The sequence below is a fragment of the Micromonospora sp. NPDC000668 genome, assembly GCF_042897975.1.
In the GTDB taxonomy this organism is placed as follows: Bacteria; Actinomycetota; Actinomycetes; order Mycobacteriales; family Micromonosporaceae; genus Micromonospora.
In genome coordinates this window covers 960283-976170 of the sequence record NZ_JBIAYP010000001.1, presented here as the reverse complement: position 1 = coordinate 976170, position 15888 = coordinate 960283, and the positions used below count along the sequence as shown (strand labels likewise).

Sequence of the window (15888 nt, the reverse complement as noted above, 5' to 3'; positions counted from 1 at the left end):
TCCCTACCCTCGTAGCGACTGGATGGACTACTTGCCGACCCCGAGCTCGGCTCCCCAGAGTTCGATCACGCCTGTCGTCACGATCGAGGTCCCCGCTGGCGGTGCCTGCGCAAGGAACGCGTCGGTCCCGCGCGCCCCGCCCACGGTCGCCACCACGACCTTCTCCCGGACGTAGGTCAACGGCTGGGGAACCGTATAGACCCAGGCCAGGCCGGTCGGGTCGTAGAGCACTGCCGAGTACGGCACCACGGTCGCCGGCGTGCCCGGCGACGGGGTCGGCCCGACCGGCGGCGCGGTCTGCGCCGCGCCGATCGTGACCGTCGCGATGCCCACCCGGCGCGCCGCCTGCTCGGTCAGCGTCACCTTCTTGACGTCCTTGCCCGGCATCGCCTCGACACTGGCCGGGCTCTCCTTGTGGCCACCCGAGGTGTTCGAGGCGGGTGTCGTGCAGGCCGCCAAGCCCAGCGTGATCAGGATCGCTGCCATCCACCGACCACTGTGTCGCATGTGGTCGCCTCCTTGTCTGTGCATGGGACTCTCCTGGTTCCGATCAGGCCGGAGCCGGACTTGAAGGGGTTTCCTTGCCCGCCGGACCGGGTTCTGGCCTGGGCGCGGGTATCGATCCGGTCCGAGGCTCCGACCCGGCCACCGATGGAGACCGGACGGCGAACCGCAGATACAGCACGGGCAGGACGAGCAGGTTCAGCAGCGCGGTCGTGACCAGGCCACCGAGGATGATCAGGGCGAGCGGGCTCACGATCTCAAGGCCGGAGACGCCGCCGTAGATCACCATGGGAAGCAGAGCCATCCCCGCCGCCAGGATGCCCGTCACGGCCGGGATGAACTGCTGCCGTGACCCGAGCTCGACCAGCTCGGCACCTGGCGTGTGGCCTTCCTCTTCCAGCCGCTGGTACCGCATGATCTGCAGCGTGCCGCCCCGAACGGCCATGGCCAGCACGGTGAGCAGCCCCAGCAGCGCGACCACCGAGACGGCCGACCGGTCGATGGCCGCCAGCAGCAGCCCGCCTGCCAGTGCCGTCGGCAGGAGCAGGAAGTACAGCGACGCCACCCGCCAGCTACCGAAGCCGGCCTGCAGCAGGAAGAAGATCAGGATCACGGCGCCGATCACGAAGGTCCAGATGCGGAAGTCGGAACTCGCCTTTGCCTGGGCCTCTCCGAGCACCTCCAGGTGGTGCTCACGGGGGAAGGTCACCTGCGCGAGCCGGTCCTTGACCTCGCTGGTGACGGCACCCAGACCACGCCCGCGCACGGTCGCGACGACGTCCATGCTGCGGGAGACCTGGTCGTGTGTGATGACCTCCGGCTTCGCCACGACTCTGACGTCGGCAACGTCAGCCAGACGGACCTGGGTCGGGCCGCCACGCGGGCCTCCGACCGGCGCGTCGATCAGAAGGTTCTGGATGGTGGACAGGTTCTGGCGCACCGTGGGGACGCCCCACACGACGACCTCGAACACCTTCTGGTCGTCGAAGAGGTTGCCCGCGACGGTGGACGAGACGAGGGTGGCGGCCGACCGGCGCACGTCGCCCGGCTTGAGCCCGTACTTCGCGGCCTTGGCGACGGAGACCTCGATCTCCACCGTCGGCGCGACCTCTGCGGACCGTACCCGTGGCTCGGTGACGCCGTCGATGGCGGCGATGACGCCGAGGACCTCCTGGGCCTTCTCGTTGAGCACCGTGTAGTCGTTGCCGTAGATGCGCACGATGAGGTCCTCCGTGGCACCGCGGGTCACCACCTCCCGGATCCGCTTGTCCGAGTAGGTGATCACGTCGCTCTGCACCCCGGGATAGCCATCCACCACCTGCTGCACGGCGGTCAGGGCCCGGCCGTAGTCGGCCTCCGGGTCGACACTGAGCCACACCTCGCCCGAGTTCATGTTGACGACCTGGTCCGACGCCAGTGCCCGCCCGGTGTGGGCGCCGACGTTGCGTACTCCCTGGATGGCCCGCAGTTCGGCACTGAGCGCACCCGTGATCCGGTTCATCTCCGGCCGGGACGTGCCGGGCGGCGCCTCCCAGGTGATCAGCAGGTCGCGCTCCTGAAGCGTCGGGGACAGCGGCCGCGAGCCGAGGAACGGCAGAGCGGCCAGGCCCGCCACCACGAGGAGTCCGACCAGGGCATAAGACCAGACGGGCCGGCGGAGCAGCCGGGGCAGCAGCGCACCGTACGCCCGCTCCAAAGCTCGGGCGAGCGGCGACTGGCCGTGCTGCAGCGACGACCGGGAGAGCAGGAGCGTGGCCAGCACGGGGGCCAGCGTCAGCGCGACCACCAGTGAGACCACCGTGGCGGCCAGGAAGCCCTGGGCGACCGGGGTGAGGAACGCCCCGCGCACCCCGTCGAGGATGAAGAGGGGCACCACCGAGGCCGCGGCGATCAGGGCTGCGACGAAGAGCGGGCCGCGCATCTCGAGGATGGCCGTACGGATGGTGTCGGAGACCGGCTCGTCGGACGCCTCCTCGCGGTGCTGCCGCAGCCGTCGCCGGATGTTCTCGACGCAGACCACGGCGTCGTCCACGACGATGGCGAGGGCCATCACCAGCCCTGCCAGGGACATCATGTTGAGGGTCACGCCGAACCAGGACAGGACGAGCACCGTCACCGCCACGGAGGACGCGATGGTCAGCAGGCTGACCAGCGCGGTGCGCCAGTTGAACAGGAAGGCGCAGAGCACCAGCAGCAGGAGGATGGCGCCGAGGATCAGCGTCGTGGTGAGGTGGTCGACCATCTTTTCGATGAAGGTGGCAGGCCGGTACACCGTCGTGTCGATCTCGACGCTCGGCATGGCGGGTCGCAGCTCGTCGAGTGCAGCCTCCACGTCCCGGGTCACGGCCGCCACGTTGGCGCCCGGGAACCTCTCCACCACGAGCATGAGGCTCGGGGTGTCCTTGACGACCGCGTCGCCGATGAGGAGTTGGTGGTCCTCGACGATCTGGGTGACATCACCCAGCAGCACTCCGCGGTCCTCGGCGCCCTGAACGGTGACCTTGCCGAGATCCGCCGCAGTCTTGATCGGCTGGTTGTGCTGGATTTCGATCCGCTGGTTGGGTGTGTCGATGAAACCGCCCAGCCCGGGTGTCGACGCCTCCACAAAGGTGAGCGGCGAGACCCACAGCGCGTTCGCCGACGTGCGCAGGACCTGGTCCAGCGTGATGCCGCTCTGCATCAGCTTGGAGGGATCGACCTGCACCTGCAGCTGCCGGTCGCGGAACCCCCAGATGGCCACGTTGGCCACGCCGGGGATGCTCAGCAGGCGGGGCACGATCGTCCAGCGCGACAGCAACGACATGTCGATCAGTGAGCGATCCTGGGACGACAGACCGATCATCATGAGCCGGCCGGTCGACGAGAGGGGCTGCACCACCAGCGGCGGCCTCGACGAGGCGGCCGGCAGCATGGCGACCATGGTCAGGCGCTCCTGCACGACCTGCCTGGCCCGGATAGGGTCCGTGCCGGGCTCGAACGTCATCTCCATCGACGACAATCCCGGTAGCGTGCGCGACTCGAGCTTGGCCAGCCACGGGATTCCGTTGAAGAATTCGTTCTCCATCGGGTTGGTGATCAGATTCTCCACCTCCTCGGCGGAGAGCCCGAGGGCCTCGACCTGCACGTCCACCCGCACCGGCCCGAACTCCGGCAGGGCCTCGACCGACGTGTTGCGAAGCTGAACGAAGCCGACGGCCATCAGGGCCACGGCGATGGCGAGCACCAGCCGTTGATATTTGACGCTTGACCCGACGATCCACCGCATCATGGCCCGAGACCTCTCAGTTGGAGTTCATCGGTCTGCCGACCAGGGCCAAGATTGAGGCCGCCCGCTCACGCTTTGCTCACAGTGGGCTCACAGCAGGCGTGCCGGAAGCTGCTGTCGGTCAGCGCGATCCAACGCCTGCCCTTGGCCGAACGTGTCGCCGGTGGAGTCCCACTCCACTGGCGACACGTTCGGGGATCAGTTACTGGAGCGTGGCCCGGGCGTGATGATGAAGGCCAGGCCAGCGGCGACGGCCGCGATGATGGCGCCGGTGGTGAAACCACGGGAGAACCCGTCAGTGCTGTTCCCGGCGATACTCGACGCGGCCACGCTCGACACCACAGCGGCGCCGAGCGATGCCCCGAACTCGTGGAACGTGCTGACGATTCCAGACGCCAGCCCGGCCTCTCGTGGATCGATCTGCGCTAGAGCGGTCGCGGATGCGACGACGAAGACGGCCCCGGTGCCGGCGGCGGCAAGGCTGACGCCGGAAACCATCGCCACGGTCCCGCCCCATAGCGCGGGGATCACGAAGCCTGCCGCGGCGAGGAGAAGTCCCAGCACGGCAAGGGTGCGCGGGCCTGTACGACCAATGACGCGGCCCGCTGCGTTGGCCCCGAGCATGGTCGCGAGCGCTACCGGGAGAAAGAGCAACCCGGTCTGGAGGGCGCCGTACCCGCGGTGGTCCTGAAGGTAGAACGACCCGAGGAAGAAGACAGTGATCATCAGGGCGGTGGCCACCAGGATCAGCAGACTCCCGGTCGCCACCGGTCGGCGCAACAGCAGTCGCAAATCCATGAGCGGGCTCGCCGCGAGGCGCTGACGGACGACGAAACCACCGTAGAGAACCACAGCCGTCGCGAGGAGTGCCGCAGTCGTCGGAGTGCCCCAGCCCTGGTCTCCAGCCCTGATCAGGGCGTAGATCAGGGTACCGGTGGCAGCGGTCACCAGCGCCGCTCCCGGTACGTCCAGCCGACCCGGCGCGCCGGTGCTCTGCTGCGGCGGGAGTTGCACCCGCAGGATGAGCAGCAGGACGAGTCCTACCGGGACGTTGATGAAGAACACCCACGGCCAGCCCGGTCCAGCGGTCAGCAGGCCACCGAGGAGGACCCCCAGGGCGGCCCCGCTACCGCCCAACGCAGACCAGATCCCGAGGGCCTTGTTGCGTTCGTCGCCCTCGAAGATCGTGACGACCAGAGAGAGCGCGGCGGGGGACAGGATCGCCGCAGCAACGCCCTGGGCGATGCGACCGCCCAGCAGCATGGGGCCGTTGGTTGCCAGTCCTGCGAGCAGGGACGCGGCGGTGAACAACAGGAGCCCCACGATGACAAGGCGTCGAGCTCCGAACAGGTCGGCGGCGCGGCCCCCGAGTAGCAGCAGGCCACCGAAGGCGAGGGTGTAGCCGCTCACCACCCAGGTGAGGGTCTCCCGCTCGAGGCCGAGGTCCGCACCCACGTGGGGAAGGGCGATCGCGACGACTGTGACATCCAGGATCAACATCAATTGGGCGACGCCGACGAGTCCCAGGATCTTCCAGCGGTGCGGGTTGGGACCGCGGGTCGGACTCGTCGGGGCCATGGTTTCGGCCATGACTATCCGCCTCCTTCAGGTAAGTTGAACAGTGATGTTCGAGTTGCAGCGGCTACCATAACTCATACAGCACTGTTCGACTTGAGGGAGTTGCATGTCCCGCTCGGGAACCAGCCAGGCCCGCAGAGCCGACGCTCGGCAGAACGTGGAGAAGATCCTGGATGCAGCGATCGCCAGCCTCAGTCGAAACGCTGACGCGAGCGTGAGCGAGATCGCCCAGGCCGCGGGAGTGGGTCGAGTCACCCTCTACGGGCACTTCCCGACTCGGGACGCCCTCATCGAGGCCGCGCTGGTACGAGTCATATCCGAGGGGGAGACGGTCCTGGCGAGTCTGGATCTCTCAGGCGACCCTCGACGGGCATTGCGCGTCCTGATCGAGTCGAGCTGGCTACTGATCGCCCGGGCGAGCGCCGTCCTTGCAGCGGCGCAGGCGGCGCTCCCTCCCGGACGGGTACAGCAACTGCACGCGGAACCTGCCCAGCGCGTCGACGAGCTGATCCGTCGCGGCCAATCCGAAGGAGCCTTTCGAGACGACCTCCCGGCGACCTGGCTGACCAGCGTCCTGCACCACCTGCTGAAGGGTGCGGCGGTGGACGTGGCCAACGGGCTCGTAGAGCAAGCGGACGCACCACGCCTCATCTCCGAGACCGTCCTGGCCGCCTACACGCGGGCCAACGCGTAGCGGGGCCGCGCCAGTGGCGGTGTCCCTGCTTCACCCACCTGAAGTGTCCGTGGCACCACCCTGAGCGAGGCCTCGGCATCGAGGTGCATCGGAAACAGAGGGCTTGGCGGCGCATTCCGGTAGGTGAGATGGCCTTCCCACCGGTGCCGCGCCGAGCGCGACGGTCTTGCTCGATGCTGGTCCTGCTGGCGGACACACTCTCGTGCCGCTGAATACCCGAAGATCGACGCGGACGACCGTCCCGCAGCGCAACGTCGTCAGAGTTGGCGAGCCATGCCCACCGACTCCGGCGCGGTCTCCGCGAAGCCGTACTGCGCATAGAGGTAGCGCGCCTTGCCGTCTGCGATGAGTGAGACGTAGGCGGTGCGAGGTGCCCGATCCACGAGCCGCTCCATCAGTGCAGCCATGATCCTCTTGCCGACTCCGAGCCCCTGATGCTCGGGCAGAACGCACATGTCAACGATCTGGAACGCGGTGCCACCGTCGCCGATGATCCGGCCCATGCCCACTGGATGGTCATCGTCATAGACGACGACAGCGTGCCAGGTTCCCGCCAGGCCATTCGTCGCGGCGTCAACGGATTTAGGGCTTAGCCCGGCGGCGACCCGCAGATGCCGATAGACCTCAACGGAAGGTGTTTCTACTCGTAGGAGGTAGGTCACGGGTTCCTCGCATTTGACAGAGCCGTACTACATGAGCGCCGACAGCATACCCCCGGCGGGTATCAGTCGGCGCCCTGGTTCATGCGGGAGGTCGGGCGACAGCCGGCTTGGGACTCGGTGCGGGCCTGGTGGGGCCCCCACGGCACACGTCCGGGAGCACGCCCGTGTCCGTTCCTGCGGCTGGACCGCCCAGACTCCGCCGTGACGATCCCATCTGTGGGCTGAGGGCAACGGTGCGTGAGGTGTTCCACAGCCCGATGGATACCCCAGGGGGTATGTTGGATCGCGGAGGTGGGGCGACGTGGAGATGGACGCCAAGGTGCTGTCGGACGCGGTGACGCGGTTGAAGCGCGCTAACGGACAGCTGGGCGCGGTGATCGCCATGATCGAGAACGGTGACGACTGTGAGCGGGTGTTGACTCAGCTTGCCGCTGTGTCGCGTGCCCTGGACAAGGCCGGTTTCAAGATCATTTCGACGGGGATGCGGCAATGTCAGCAGGCACGCGAGCGTGGCGAGCAGCCGCCGATGACCGAGGAGCAGCTGGAGAAGCTGTTCATGGCGTTGTCCTGACCTGAGTGGGCTGCCCCGCTTCGGCGGGGTCATGTCGCCTGCCCACTTCACACAATTCTCTTGAACACATACCCCCCGGGGTACTCACCGCGAGGAGTGAATCTGTGACGGTTCGGGAGATCGACCTGGACGAGTTGCGCCGACGTGAGGGCGCTGTGGTGCTGGATGTACGCAGCCCGGCCGAGTTCGCGGCAGGCCACCTGCCGGGCGCGGTGAATCTGCCCTTGGACGAGCTGCCCGGGGCTGCTCGGCGGTTCGCCGGGCAGGACGTGGTGGCGGTGTGCGCGTCCGGTGGGCGCAGCGCGATGGCCGCGCAGGTCCTCGACGCCGCCGGTGCCCGCGCGTGGTCGCTGACCGGCGGCACGCAGGCCTGGGTGCGCGCCGGTCACCCGATCGAGCATGGCGCGACCCGATGAGCGGCCGCAGCAAGACCACAGAAATCCAAGATCGGAGACGATGATGGCTGGCATTGAGGTGGAGGTCGTGGACACCTCGTCACTGGGTGACCGCAGTTACCTGGCGCACGACGGGCGGGTCGCGGTCGTGGTGGACCCGCAGCGCGACATCGACCGGGTGCTGGCCCTCGCGGGCCGGCTCGGGGTCCAGATCACACACGTGGCCGAGACGCACCTGCACAACGACTACGTCTCCGGCGGCCTGGCACTGGCCCGGCTGACTGGTGCCACCTACCTGGTGGCCGGCGCCGACACGGTGGGTTTCGAGCGGTTGCCGGTCGCCGACAGCGACGAGATCACCGTGTCCGACGAGATGCGGATCGGCGTGGTCGCCACCCCCGGGCACACGTTCCACCACGTGTCCTACGTCCTGCACGGCCCTAACGGGCCGCAGGGGGTGTTCACCGGTGGGTCGCTGCTGTTCGGCACGACTGGGCGCACCGACCTGCTCGGTGAGCAGCACGCACACACGCTGGCCGGGCATCAGCACGATTCGGTGCGGCGGCTCGCCGATCTGCTGCCCGACGGCGCTCACGTCTGGCCGACACACGGCTTCGGCAGCTTCTGCTCCGCCACCCAGTCCGACGCCCCGGACTCGACCATCGGCCGTGAGCGGCAGGTGAACCCGGCGCTGCGCCTGGAAAACGAGGCGTTCGTCGCCGAGACCCTCGCCGGGCTGGACGCCTACCCTTCGTACTACGCGCATATGGGCGCCCGTAACACCGACGGTGCCGACCTGATCGACCTGACGCCGGCCCGCCGCGCCGACCCGGCCGAACTCGCCGATCGCATCGCCGCCGGCGAGTGGGTGGTCGACCTACGCTCACGCAAGGCGTTCGCGCACCGGCACCTGACCGGGACCCTCAGCTTCGGCCTGGACGGGCCGATGTCGACCTGGCTCGGCTGGATGGCACCCTGGGGCGCGCCCATCACCCTGCTCGGCGAGAGCGAGCAGCAGGTCGCCGACGCCCAGCGCGAACTCGCCCGCATTGGCATCGACCGACCGGCCGCCGCAGCCACCGGCCACCCCGACGACTGGGCGGACGGCGACGACACTCGCCTGGCCGAACTCACCACCGCCACGTTCGACGACCTGGCCGCCGCCCGCGACGGAGCCGTCCCGCACAGCCTGCCCGCACCCGAGGTGGTGCTGGACGTGCGAATGACCAACGAGTGGCGCACCGGGCATATCGACGGCGCCGTGCACATCCCGCTGCCCGACCTGCCGCACCGCCTCGCTGACGTGCCCGCCGGCACAGTGTGGGTGCACTGCGGCTCCGGCTACCGCGCCGCCGCCGCGACCAGCCTGCTGCAACGCGCCGGCCGCACTGCGGTGCACATCGACGACGCCTACGCCAAGGCCGCCAACACCGGCCTGACCATCATCACCAGCAAGGAGACTGCGTGACCACCGGCACCCCCGCCACCGTCCAAGCCACCGACCTGCACCATCAGATCAGCACCGGCAACGCCCCACGCCTGATCGACGTGCGCACCCCGGGCGAGTTCGAGACCGGGCACATCCCCGGCTCCTACAACGTGCCACTCGACCTGCTGCGCGAACACCGCGACGAATTGCGCACGCACCTCGACGAACAGGTCGTGCTCGTCTGCCGCTCCGGGCAACGCGCCGCCACCGCCGAAGCAGCGCTCGCCGCCGCCGGCCTGCCGAACGTGCGCGTGCTGCACGGCGGCATCACCGCTTGGCAGGCCGCCGGCGCGCCGATCCGCACGGGCAGAGCCCGCTGGGATCTCGAACGCCAGGTACGCCTGACCGCCGGGTCCATCGTGCTCGTCGCCGTGCTGGTCAGCATGGTGTTCCCCCCGGCAAAATGGGTCGCCGCGTTCATCGGCGCCGGCCTGACCGTCGCCGCGGTGACCAACACCTGCGCGATGGGGATGCTGTTGTCCAAGCTGCCCTACAACCGCGGCCCGCGCACCGACCTCGAAGGCGTCGTCGCGGCCCTGGCCGGCCCGCGGTCGTGACCGCTGCCCTCGGGCTCGGCACGGTCGTCGGCATTCTGCTCGGCCTGCTCGGGGGCGGCGGTTCCATCCTCGCCGTCCCCGCTCTGGTCTACGGCGCAGGGCTGCCGCTGAGCGCCGCCGTACCGACGTCGCTGCTGGTCGTCGGCATCTCCTCGGCCACCGCACTGCTGCCCCGGCTCCGTGCTGGGCAGATCCGCTGGCGGATCGCCGGGATTGTCGGTGCCGCCGGTGCCGCAGCGGCGTTCGCCGGCGCTGCGGTCAACCGACTGCTCGACCCCCGCGTCGTCCTGATCGGCTTCGCCGGACTCATGGTTGCTGCGGCGCTGAGGATGCTGCGGGATCAAGGCGAGGCGGGCGGCGACTGCGCCCTGCCCGGCGGTGGCGTCAACTGGCGCGGCTGCCTGCCCAAGTCCGTCGGCGCGGGCATCGCGGTCGGCTTCCTCACCGGCTTGTTCGGCGTCGGCGGCGGCTTCCTCATCATCCCCGCCCTGGTACTGCTGCTGGGCCTGCCCATGCCCGCCGCCGTCGGCACGTCGCTGGTCATCATCGTCATCAACTCTGCGGCCGGATTCGCCGCCCACTCCGGGGACGCCACACACGACTACCGCATCGCTGGCGCCTTCACCGTCGCGGCGATCATCGGGTCCCTCGCCGCCGCACGCTTCGCCTCTCGGGTACCCGCTCGGCACCTGAGCCGCGCTTTCGCCTACCTCGTCATGGTCATCGCGGCCTTCGTCGCCATCCAGGCCGCCATCAACCCACCCGCCAACTAAGCGCGACGGGAAACCACGCCAGCAGCAGGATGAGCCTTCCAACGAGGTCCACCCCTGATGATGCCGACGTCGTACGCCACCGCCAAGGACGTCGGCTATGGCGAGATCCGCACCTCCACCGAGCTGATGAACCACCGGAAGTCGGACCTGCTGTGGATGGAGACGTCGTTGGTGCCGCTCAAGTCGAACGACCGCGTCCCCGCGCACACGATCACGGGCTCATTCGCGGGCACCGGACCGGCGCTGAACAGGTGCGCGAAGTAATGGGCGCCCCGGGTCAGGTTCTCGCGGACATGGCTGGAATCGTCGTCGGTCTGCAGGTGGAAGGCTGACATCTGGGCGTACGACGGCTCGGCCACGCTGGGATGCAGGACGTCGAGCATCAGGAAGTTGCCCTGGCCGGTGGTGGAGTTCGACCACCCCCACTCGTTCTCCGTCCTCAACCGGTGCGTCGCCTCAACGGACTGGGCGTCGATGAGCACCTCGACCAGACCTGCCGTCGGCGGTGTGAAGGAGAAGGCTATCGCGCTGAAGCCGTCGCCCGAGGCGTAGTCGAAGTCGCCGGCGTCGCCGTCGTCCATCGTGACGGTGATGCCGACGTCACCGAGCGACGGATTCAACGTGTGCAGCCGATCGACGATGAAGTTGTCATTGCGTACCGGGACGAAGCCGAAGTTGAACCCGAAGAACGGCGGACGGTGGACCTCCCACCGGTGCGGGCCCGGGTCGCCGTCCGCGATGATGACCCCCCACGGAAGCGCGTGCGCGTGGAACGGGGACAGCCTCAGCCACCTGTCGAGGTGGCTGGACAGGTGGAAGCCCGGGGTGACGTGCGCATCCACCGGGGCGAGGACGTCGGCCATCGCCTCGTGGTAGTCCTCCCTGATCTCGGCAAGCTCGTCACGCCGGACCTTCCGGGCGCGGAGAAACGCGTCGGCCTTCTGTTTGCGGGCCTCGTTCAGGTCAGCGAAGGTCGATTCCAAGCCGTGCGGCGGCTGGAGCAGGTCACGAAGCGCCAGCCGCTCCTGGTGCATCAGCGTCGTCAGGTCCGCCCAGTTGTCGTCTCCCAGCAGGCGACGCAGCCGGTCACTGGCGCCGGCCGCCACCTCCGCGGCTTTGCGGTTGCGCGCGTTACTGATCGTCCGGAGGCGCTCCTCGCGCTCCTGGATCGCCGCGTCGGCCATCCGCTGGGCTTCGACGGGAAAGTGACGAAGGTTCTGGCTCGTTGTGTGGGTCTTGAGCATGGTGTGCCCCCTGAAGGTGGGCGACCGTTGCCCGGAGCATATGCACGTCCCATGCCCGTGGAGCAGTCCATGTCCACGATGTGCTGAAACGGGCCGCCCCGGGCCGTGACCTGGACATTCGAAGATCGCCAGGAAGGGGAGACGGAGCCGGTGGCGCCGCCAGCGCCGCGGCCGTTGATGCCCTCGCCCGGCTGGAGCCGGTGGTCGCGGCGGGCCCGGACCTGCTTGGCATGCTGGCCGACGCGGTCGCTGACGCGGATCGCGCCGTGGGGCGGTCGGCGGCCACCAGCCGGTCACCACGCTCGCGGCGATGCTGTGCTCCGGCGGCCGGCTCGCGCTGGTGCACGTCGGCGATATCTCGGGCGTACGCGCTGCGGGACGGCGAGCTGTCCCAGCTGACCCGCGACCACACGTACGTGCAGTCGCGGGTCGACCAGGGCCGGCTCGGCGCGCAGGAGGTGGCCACCCATCCGCAGCGGGGCCCTGTTGGTGCGGGCGCTCGGCGTCGGGGGAGCCGCCGTGGCGGCCGACACCGAGCGCGATCAGGTCGTTGGTCAGCGGCGGGCCTGACAGTGGAGGTCAGTCGCCGTGGTCGTGGCCGGTGGAGCGGATTGACTGGCGACCGCTCTCCTGATCCCGCTCGTTGTCGGCCACCGGCTTGCCCAGCCGGGTCACCCAGTCGACGAACTCCGCGTCCTGTCTCGGCAGCAGCTCGCCGTTCCCCGGGGTGCCCGCGCCGTCCCCGTCGGCCCGGGACTTGTTGCGCCGGAACAGGCCCAGCCGCCCGCTGGCACGCCCGCTGGCCCGTCCCGCCTCGACGAGGGATGCCGGGGCGGCCGGCGCGGGGACCTTGGCGACCGGACCGGTCCCGGCGGGGCGGGCCGGCGCGGCGTTGGTCGTGGGCGGGGGCCCGGCGCGCCGGGCGGTCGCGAGGGCGTCCCAGTTCGCGGCCTGGTTCAGGTTGGGCAGCGGCGGCCGGATCCGAGGTGGGAGCGCCGGTTCGAGCCTCTCTCGCGTGCCGGCCGAGTGGGTCGCCTCGGCGCCCGGAGCGGGCTCGGTCGAGGGCGGCACCCGCCGCGCCGGAACGACCGGCCGGGTCGCCTGAACCCGCGTCCGGTCGGTCTTCGGCGGCTGGTATATCCGGCGGGTCCCCGGGGCGACGAGTGCCCCGTCGGAAGGCATCCCATCGGGTTCGGTGTTGTCGGCCTCGGCCTCCGCCGTCCCGGAGCCGTCCCCGCCGGGTCCCGCGGGAAGGTAGGCCGCCGTCGCGGGGACCGGTTCCGATGTCTCCGGGGTGTCGTCGTGGTCGGCCGGTGTGGCGAGGTCGGCGGGTGCGGCCGATGCGGCGGTAACGGCGGGTGCGGCGGTCCGCGTCGCGGAGTCGGCCGGTACGGCGCTGGCGTCCCGGTCGCCAGCCGGCGTACCGAAGCCCAGCGGTTCGGCTGCGGTCGGGAGCTTCGCTGCGGTCGCGTCGGCGACCGGCCCCGTGCCGGCCAGGTCGACGGGCTCCGGCTCGTCGGTCGAACCACCAGCGGCCGGCGTCATGGCCTGCGGCACGGCGGGGTCGGCGGACAGCTGACGGCGGCTGTCGGTCGGCTCGACGACCCGCGCTTCGGCGGTGCGCGGGTGGAACGGCCAGCGGAGCGACGCGGCGGCGGCCGAACCGAGCATGCCGGCGGCGACGGCGAGCAGCGCGACGTAGTACGGCGTGATCTGGTACCGGTCGACGGCGTCGCCAGGACCGGCGGTCAGGTAGGCGAACGCGACCAGCGCTGCGCCGGCCGTGCCGGTCGCGCCGTTGACCAGCGGCGGATGCCCGCGCCTGCGGGCCAGCGCGCCGGTCGCCGCGCCGATGAGCAGGGCGACCGCCGGCAGAATCAGGATCGCCTGCCGGTGTGCCGTGTCGGCGTCGAGCCCGGCCGGCTCCAGCACACCGAGCCGTACGGCGGGCAACGGCCCGCCGGTTGCGAGCGACGGGACGACCGAGACGAGTGCCAGCAGCCAGACCACGCCGCCCACCGCCGCCATGTTCCAGCCCAGCGGCGGCTTCACCAGTACGGCGATCGCGGCACCCGCGCCGACCAGCGCGCCGATCGTCGCACAGATGGCGACGGCCCAGATCGGGTCCACAGAGAAGCGCTCGGCGGCCTGGGCCGGCCGGACGCAGAGCGGCGCCACAACGGTGGCGCCCAGCGCGGCGGCGGCGGCGACGGCCACCAATCTGCCCGTGCTCCCCAGCATCCCGTACCGGCGGGCCAGGCGTGCGGTGACGACGGTGCCGGCTACGGCGGCGTGTGCCGCGAACCAGCCCACCCAGACGAGCTGGGAAGGCCATTGGTTGACGGTGGCGCCGGCGGAGGCGCCGGTGAGCTGGACGATGCCGAAGCTGAACGCGATGCCGAGCTGACCGGCACCGGCGAGCACGCCCATCCCGACCGCTGTGAGCAACAGGTTACGCCAAGTGCGAGAGACCATGTCGGGCACATTACGCACCTAATGCACCGGCTTTCACCGAAATGACGGATTCCACGTCGGACCGCCGTGCCAGCGGCTACTTCAATTCGACCAGGCGCGCGAGGTACGTGGTGCCGCCCACATTGGTGAGCATGTGGACGTTGCCCGGGTCACGGGAGACGAGGCCGCCGGTCGGCTCGTCAGCGTCGGTGCGGGTGCCGTCCGTCCAGGGTCTGCACCACGTTCTTCGCGTCCTGGATCGCCACCACCAGGTCCGGGTGGTCGTGCCGGTGCAGCAGCTCCGGCCGGGTCTCGGACAGGTACCTGCGGTGATCGTCGAGGGCAGGTACGGACAGGTGCGGCACCGGGTGCAGGAACGCGATGTCGCCGTCCCCGCCGGCTGCGCTGGCACGTCGCCGGCACCGCTGCGGTCTTCATCGCCTGCGAGTTCCTGTTCTCCGTGGTGTTCTTCTGGCCGCGCAACGAGATCATGTTCGTCGATCCGGTCGGCACGCACTCCCCGGAGTACCTGCGTCAGGTCGCCGAGGAGTTCGTCGCCGGGCACTGGGTACGCTTCGCCGGCGGAGCGGTGACGTCCGCGCTGGCGTTCACCGCGCTGCTGCGCTTCGCCCGGGAAACCGCACCGGTGCGGGCCGAGCGATGAGCCTCGGACGTCGTACCCTCGGCTTTTCGTGGCCGGCCCCGGTCGCGCTCGCCGCGTTGGCCGCACCGCGGGTTGCCGGCCTGCATGGCAGGGGAGCGTACGAGGGGGACGGCGGCCGTGAGCTGACACCGCGGTGGGTGCCGGTTGCTTGTGACTGCGGTGGTGGCACGAGACCCCGCCGCCGCCGTTATGTCTTGTCGGTTTCCTTCCATGCGGCCGCGACGAGGGTCGGGAGGACCCGTGCTGCGGCATCGCGCAGGTTGATGGCGGAGATCCGGTCGAGTGGGGTTGGCTCCGGGTTGACCTGGATCACGGTCGCGCCGGAGCGTGCCGCGATCCGGGGGATCTCGGCGGCCGGGTACACGACGCCGGATGTGCCGACCGTCAGGAGCACGTCGCACGCGGCTGCTGCTTCGACCGCCGCCGTCAACGCCGCCTCGGGCAGCGCCTCACCGAACCACACCACGCCCGGGCGGACGAGTGCTCCGCAGGACGCGCACCGCGGCGGCGGAATCCGGCGGCCTTCGTGCGGCTGCGCGACGTCGCTGTCCTGTGGGTCCTCAAAGGTTGCCGGGTGAGCGGCCGTCGCCACGCATCGGGGCATGAAGAGGCTGCCGTGCAGGTGGATCGCAGCCTGGGTTCCGGCCCTCTCGTGCAGGTCGTCGACGTTTTGCGTGATGATGGTGGTGCCGGGTACCCGGGCCCCGATGGTGGTGATGGCCAGGTGCCCAGGATTGGGCTCGGCTCGGCGTACCCTGCTGCGCCGCCATTCGTACCAGCCCCAGACCAGGTCTGGATCGGCGTGGAACGCCTCGGCAGTGGCGAGCTGCTGGGCGTCGAAACGCGCCCACAAGCCGGTGAGATCGTCACGGAAGGTGGGCACACCGCTCTCGGCGGAGATCCCGGCGCCGGTGAGGACGACGACACGGCGGGCGTCGCGGAGGAGTTGGGCCGCTCGATGCGGCAGCACACCGTCCATACGGGAGATCCTGCCACCACGTGGCGGCGCGCAACTGCTTTAGGTCAGACGACCGCGCC

General features: G+C 70.0%; 14 protein-coding genes and 1 pseudogene. 7 read left to right on the top strand and 8 right to left on the bottom strand.

What is annotated here, in order from left to right; all coding sequences use genetic code 11:
* Positions 1–27: 27 nt before the first annotated feature.
* The 3 genes from ACFY29_RS04420 to ACFY29_RS04410 all read right to left on the bottom strand — a co-directional run bounded on the left by ACFY29_RS04420 (position 28) and on the right by ACFY29_RS04410 (position 5359).
* Positions 28–507, bottom strand: a complete 480-nt coding sequence (locus ACFY29_RS04420) for a hypothetical protein (RefSeq protein WP_386983369.1) — start codon at positions 505–507, stop codon at positions 28–30.
* 43 nt (positions 508–550) lie between these two features.
* Entirely contained in the window at positions 551–3727 is a 3177-nt protein-coding gene (locus ACFY29_RS04415) for an efflux RND transporter permease subunit (protein WP_386983367.1), read from the bottom strand.
* A gap of 240 nt (positions 3728–3967) precedes the next feature.
* The gene (locus ACFY29_RS04410; protein ID WP_386983365.1) at positions 3968–5359 is read right to left on the bottom strand and encodes an MFS transporter; all 1392 of its coding nucleotides are present in this window, start codon (positions 5357–5359) and stop codon (positions 3968–3970) included.
* Positions 5360–5504: 145 nt separating this feature from the next.
* Between ACFY29_RS04410 and ACFY29_RS04405 the strand changes: the two genes are divergently transcribed.
* A complete protein-coding gene (locus ACFY29_RS04405; RefSeq protein ID WP_386983363.1) occupies positions 5505–6041 on the top strand; it encodes a TetR/AcrR family transcriptional regulator in 537 nt (178 codons plus the stop codon).
* Positions 6042–6298: 257 nt separating this feature from the next.
* Here the strand turns inward: ACFY29_RS04405 and ACFY29_RS04400 are convergent, their stop codons facing one another.
* Positions 6299–6703, bottom strand: coding sequence for a GNAT family N-acetyltransferase (locus ACFY29_RS04400; protein WP_355611741.1), 405 nt, complete (start codon positions 6701–6703; stop codon positions 6299–6301).
* Between the two features lie 307 nt (positions 6704–7010).
* Between ACFY29_RS04400 and ACFY29_RS04395 the strand changes: the two genes are divergently transcribed.
* The 5 genes from ACFY29_RS04395 to ACFY29_RS04375 all read left to right on the top strand — a co-directional run bounded on the left by ACFY29_RS04395 (position 7011) and on the right by ACFY29_RS04375 (position 10488).
* The gene (locus ACFY29_RS04395) at positions 7011–7274 is read left to right on the top strand and encodes a metal-sensitive transcriptional regulator (RefSeq protein WP_386984632.1); all 264 of its coding nucleotides are present in this window, start codon (positions 7011–7013) and stop codon (positions 7272–7274) included.
* A gap of 104 nt (positions 7275–7378) precedes the next feature.
* Entirely contained in the window at positions 7379–7690 is a 312-nt protein-coding gene (locus ACFY29_RS04390; RefSeq protein WP_386983361.1) for a rhodanese-like domain-containing protein, read from the top strand.
* 40 nt (positions 7691–7730) lie between these two features.
* Complete coding sequence (locus tag ACFY29_RS04385; RefSeq protein ID WP_386983359.1) at positions 7731–9137, top strand: rhodanese-like domain-containing protein; 1407 nt, start codon at positions 7731–7733, stop codon at positions 9135–9137.
* The gene (locus tag ACFY29_RS04380; RefSeq protein ID WP_386983357.1) at positions 9134–9715 is read left to right on the top strand and encodes a rhodanese-like domain-containing protein; all 582 of its coding nucleotides are present in this window, start codon (positions 9134–9136) and stop codon (positions 9713–9715) included. Before ACFY29_RS04385 ends, ACFY29_RS04380 begins: the two co-directional genes overlap by 4 nt.
* Positions 9712–10488 (top strand): sulfite exporter TauE/SafE family protein, encoded by a 777-nt coding sequence (locus ACFY29_RS04375; protein WP_386983356.1) that lies wholly within the window; start codon positions 9712–9714, stop codon positions 10486–10488. Before ACFY29_RS04380 ends, ACFY29_RS04375 begins: the two co-directional genes overlap by 4 nt.
* Before the next feature lie 95 nt (positions 10489–10583).
* Here the strand turns inward: ACFY29_RS04375 and ACFY29_RS04370 are convergent, their stop codons facing one another.
* The 3 genes and pseudogenes from ACFY29_RS04370 to ACFY29_RS04360 form a co-directional block, all read right to left on the bottom strand.
* The gene (locus ACFY29_RS04370) at positions 10584–11732 is read right to left on the bottom strand and encodes a hypothetical protein (RefSeq protein ID WP_386983354.1); all 1149 of its coding nucleotides are present in this window, start codon (positions 11730–11732) and stop codon (positions 10584–10586) included.
* Positions 11733–12311: 579 nt separating this feature from the next.
* On the bottom strand, positions 12312–14207 hold the full coding sequence (locus ACFY29_RS04365; RefSeq protein ID WP_386983352.1) for a hypothetical protein: 1896 nt from the start codon (positions 14205–14207) through the stop codon (positions 12312–12314).
* A gap of 76 nt (positions 14208–14283) precedes the next feature.
* Positions 14284–14482 (bottom strand): annotated as a pseudogene (locus ACFY29_RS04360) (cupin); the annotation flags it as partial.
* A 164-nt stretch (positions 14483–14646) separates the two neighbouring features.
* Here ACFY29_RS04360 and ACFY29_RS04355 point away from each other — a divergent pair.
* Positions 14647–14850, top strand: coding sequence for a hypothetical protein (locus ACFY29_RS04355; RefSeq protein WP_386983350.1), 204 nt, complete (start codon positions 14647–14649; stop codon positions 14848–14850).
* Between the two features lie 187 nt (positions 14851–15037).
* On the opposite strand, the gene ACFY29_RS04350 is transcribed toward ACFY29_RS04355, so the two are convergent.
* Positions 15038–15829: an NAD-dependent deacetylase gene (locus tag ACFY29_RS04350; protein WP_386983348.1), complete on the bottom strand. Its 792-nt coding sequence runs from the start codon at positions 15827–15829 to the stop codon at positions 15038–15040.
* Positions 15830–15888: the final 59 nt, after the last annotated feature.